General features: G+C 68.5%; 3 protein-coding genes. All 3 read right to left on the bottom strand.

All coding sequences use genetic code 11. From position 1 onward, the window contains the following. Nucleotides 1-4 precede the first annotated feature (4 nt). Nucleotides 5-967: a phosphate acetyltransferase gene (locus J7359_RS19725; RefSeq protein WP_209059923.1), complete on the bottom strand. Its 963-nt coding sequence runs from the start codon at nt 965-967 to the stop codon at nt 5-7. A 128-nt stretch (nt 968-1,095) separates the two neighbouring features. Next, on the bottom strand, nt 1,096-2,070 hold the full coding sequence (locus J7359_RS19720) for a putative sulfate exporter family transporter (RefSeq protein ID WP_247740554.1): 975 nt from the start codon (nt 2,068-2,070) through the stop codon (nt 1,096-1,098). 132 nt (nt 2,071-2,202) lie between these two features. After that, the gene (xsc, locus tag J7359_RS19715) at nt 2,203-3,987 is read right to left on the bottom strand and encodes a sulfoacetaldehyde acetyltransferase (protein WP_209059916.1); all 1,785 of its coding nucleotides are present in this window, start codon (nt 3,985-3,987) and stop codon (nt 2,203-2,205) included.

Below are 3,987 nucleotides of genomic sequence, written 5' to 3'. Positions count from 1 at the left end.
CGCGTCATTTCCTGATTGTTTGTATATTTGTTATGACTGCGGCGTTGATGATGTCTTTTGTTGTGCATCCTCGCGACAGGTCGTTTGCGGGTTTTGCGAGGCCTTGCAGGATGGGTCCGATGGCGTCGAGCCCGCCGAGGCGTTGGGCGATCTTGTAGCCGATATTGCCCGAGGCCAGGTCGGGGAAGATGAAGACATTGGGGCGTCCGGTCAGCCGGCTGCCGGGGGCCTTCCTGGCGCGGATGGCGTCGTCCAGCGCGGCGTCGAACTGGATCTCGCCATCGACTTCCAGATCGGGTTCGGCGGCCCGGATCAGCGCCAGCGCCTCGTGGATCCGGGCCAGGCTGGGATGGTCGGCCGAGCCCGCGGTCGAGAAGGACAGCAGCGCCACGCGCGGCGTCTCGGCCAGCACCTGCCGGCAGGATTGCGCGGCCGAACGGGCGATGGCGGCCAGCTCGGCCGCGTCGGGCTGAATGACGAGGCCGCAATCGGCGAAGATCATGCCGCCCCGGATCGGCGCCTCGGGGCCGCAGGACAGCATCAGGAAGAAGCTGGACACGATCCCCGCCCCCTCGGCGCGGCCGATGATCTGCAACGCCGCGCGCACCGTCTCGGCGGTGGTGGCGACGGCGCCGCCCAGGGTGCCGTCGGCCTGTCCCAGCCTGACCCGCATCGCGGCCTGCCGGATCGGATCGCGCATCTCCTCCAGCGCCCGTTCTGCGGTCATGCCGCGGGCCGCCCGCATCTGGTGCCAATGCGCCGACAATTCGACCAGGTCGGGCGCCTCGGCCGGGCGCAGCGCGGTGACGCCGGGGATCTCGGGGCCGTTCATCAGCGTCACCCGCGCCAGCCCCCCTTCGGCCAGCAGCGCGGCGGCGCGCGCGACACGCGGGTCATCGCCCTCGGGCAGGATGATGTGGCGCGGATCGGCGCGGGCCGTGTCGAAGAGACGTTCCAGCGGTTTCATCGGCGAAGCCTTTCGGTCAGGGAAGAACGGCTGCGGGGCAGGACGGGATCGGGCGCGGCCCGGGCCTGGCCTGCGGCGGACGGGGTGGGCCGGACGGGGTGCGGGGGGCGAAGACCGCGTGCACCGGCTCAGCCCAGGAAATGCAGGCCGGCGACGATGAAGACGCCCAGGAACACGGTCTCGGCGACCATCAGCGCGATCGCGCCCGAGCCGACGTCCAGCATCCGCGCCAGCGAGGTCTTGATGCCCACCGCCGCGATCGCGATCAGCAGCGCCCACCGGCTGAGCGCGCCGGCCCAGTCCGCCAGAAGCTGCGGGATCAGCCCGATCGAGTTCAGCGCCGCCAGCGCCAGAAAGCCCAGCACGAAGCCCGGCAGCAGCGGCGGGCGCCTGCCCTCGGACAGATCCGCCAGCCCCATCTGGCGAATGACCAGCGAGAAGCACAGCACCACCGGCGCCAGCATCGACACCCGGATCAGCTTGACCAGTGTCGCGGTCTCGCCGGTCTCGGGGCCGATGGAAAACCCCGCGCCGACCACCTGCGCCACGTCATGGATGGTGCCGCCCAGAAACACGCCGGAATCGCGGGCGGTAAAGCCGAACAGACCCGACAGCATCGGATAGACCACCATCGCCACCGTCGACAGCACCGTCACCGACAGCACCGTGAAGACCAGGTCGCGTTCGGATTTCTCGTGCCGCGGCAGCACCGCGGCGATGGCCATCGCCGCCGAGGCGCCGCAGATCGCCACCGAGCCGCCGGTCAGCAGCGCAAACCGCCAGCCGCGGCCCACGAACCGGCTGGCCAGCAGCGCGAAGCCGATGGTCAGCACCACCCCCGCCACCACCAGCGCGATCGCCGGGCCGCCAAGCCCGGCCAGCATCTCGACGCTGATCCGCGCCCCCAGCAGCGCCACCCCCAGCCGCAGCACGGTGCGGGCGGTCACCTCGATGCCGGGCGCGGTCCGCGTGCCCGACTCGGCCAGAAAGTTCAGCGACAGACCCAGAAGCAGCGCCAGAAGCATCGCCGGCGCACCGTAATGTTCCGACAAAAACTGCGCGGTGGCCGCGACAAGAACCGAAACGGCAAAGCCCGGAAACATCTCGTGCAGGCGGGCACGGCCCGGCAGCCGCGCGGCAAGGCCTGCCGCGGGACCGGTCAGGGGACGGGTCATGGGGAAAGCTCCTCTGGAGGGGCCCGGCGGCCGAGGCCGCCGGGCCGGGACGGGCTGCAATCAGGCTGCCGCGCCTTTCTGCGGACGCATGTCCGCCGCGTCGATCCCGGCGACCGGCACCGGCTTCTTCATCGCGTCGCGCCGGAACGGCTCGCCCAGTTCCTGGTTCAGCAGGACCTCGATGAAGGTGGTCTCGCCCTCCTTCATCTGACGCTCGACCGCCTGGTGCAGGGCATCGGTCAGCTCCTCGGCGGATTTCACCTGCACCCCGTTCACCCCGCAGGCCTGCGCAATCCCCGCATAGGACGTGCCGCGGTCCAGCTCGGTGCCCACGAAGTTGTTGTCATACCACAGCGTCGTGTTGCGCTTTTCCGCGCCCCACTGGTAGTTGCGGAAGATCACCATCGTGATCGCCGGCCAGTCGTCGCGGCCGCAGGCCGTCATCTCGTTCATCGAGATCCCGAAGGCGCCGTCGCCCGCAAACCCGATCACCGGCGTGTCCGGATTGCCGATCTTGGCCCCCAGGATCGCCGGAAAGCCATAGCCGCAGGGGCCGAACAGGCCCGGCGCCAGGTATTTGCGGCCCGCCTCGAAGCTGGGATAGGCATTGCCGATGGCGCAGTTGTTGCCGATGTCCGAACTGACGATGGCCTCGGCCGGAACCGCCTGCATGATCGCGCGCCAGGCCTGGCGCGGGCTCATCAGATCGGCGTCGCGGCGGCGCGCGCCCTCGTTCCATTCGGTGCCGGGATCGTCCTCCTCGTGATCCAGGCTGGACAATTCCTGCGCCCAACGCGACCTGGTCTGCGCGACCAGCGCGCGGCGTTCCGCGCGACCGGCATCGCCGGCATCCGCCGAAAGCTGGCCCAGAATGCCGCGCGCCACCTTGGCCGCGTCGCCCTGGATGCCCACCGTCACCTTCTTGGTCAACCCGATCCGGTCGGCATTGATGTCGACCTGGATGATCCGGGCGTCCTTGGGCCAGTAATCGATCCCGTAGCCCGGCAGGGTCGAGAACGGATTGAGCCGCGTGCCCAGGGCCAGCACCACATCGGCCTTCTGGATGATCTCCATCCCCGCCTTGGAGCCGTTATAGCCCAGGGGGCCCATCGCCAGCGGGTGGCTGCCCGGGAAGCTGTCATTGTGCTGATAGTTCGAACAGACCGGCGCATCCAGACGCTCGGCCAGCTGGACAAGATCGGGGATCGCCCCCGACAGGACCACGCCCGCACCCGACAGGATCACCGGGAACTTCGCCTCGCTCAGCAGCCGGGCCGCCTCGGACACCGCATGCTCGCCGCCCGCAGGACGCTCGAACGCCACCACCTGCGGCAGGTCCACGTCGATCACCTGGGTCCAGAAGTCGCGCGGGATGTTCATCTGCGCCGGCGCCGAGTTGCGCCAGGCCTGCATGATCACCCGGTTCAGCACCTCGGGAATCCGCGAGGCGTCGCGGACCTCTTCCTGGTAACAGACGCAGTCGGCAAACAGCCGCATCTGCTCCATCTCCTGGAAACCGCCCTGCCCGATCGTCTTGTTGGCCGCCTGCGGCGTCACCAGAAGCAGCGGCGTGTGGTTCCAGTAGGCCGTCTTCACCGGCGTCACGAACCCCGTCACGCCAGGGCCGTTCTGCGCGATCGCCATCGACATCTTGCCCGTCGAACGCGTGAAACCATCCGCCATCAGACCAGCATTCGTCTCGTGCGCACAGTCCCAGAACGTGATCCCGGCACGCGGAAAAAGATCAGACACAGGCATCATCGCAGAACCGATGATCCCAAATGCATGCTCTATCCCATGCAACTGCAAAACCTTAACAAAAGCTTCCTCGGTCGTCATGTTCAT

Origin of the sequence: Paracoccus sp. R12_2, assembly GCF_017744015.1 — a bacterium.
Lineage (GTDB): Bacteria > Pseudomonadota > Alphaproteobacteria > Rhodobacterales > Rhodobacteraceae > Paracoccus.
This window is presented reverse-complemented; position numbering and strand designations above follow the sequence as displayed.

Coding starts and splice junctions, on each gene's coding strand:
- J7359_RS19725 (WP_209059923.1), bottom strand. CDS start 967: ATGAAACCGCTGGAACGTCTCTTCGACACGGCCCGCGCCGATCCGCGC.
- J7359_RS19720 (WP_247740554.1), bottom strand. CDS start 2,070: ATGTTTCCGGGCTTTGCCGTTTCGGTTCTTGTCGCGGCCACCGCGCAG.
- xsc (WP_209059916.1), bottom strand. CDS start 3,987: ATGAACATGACGACCGAGGAAGCTTTTGTTAAGGTTTTGCAGTTGCAT.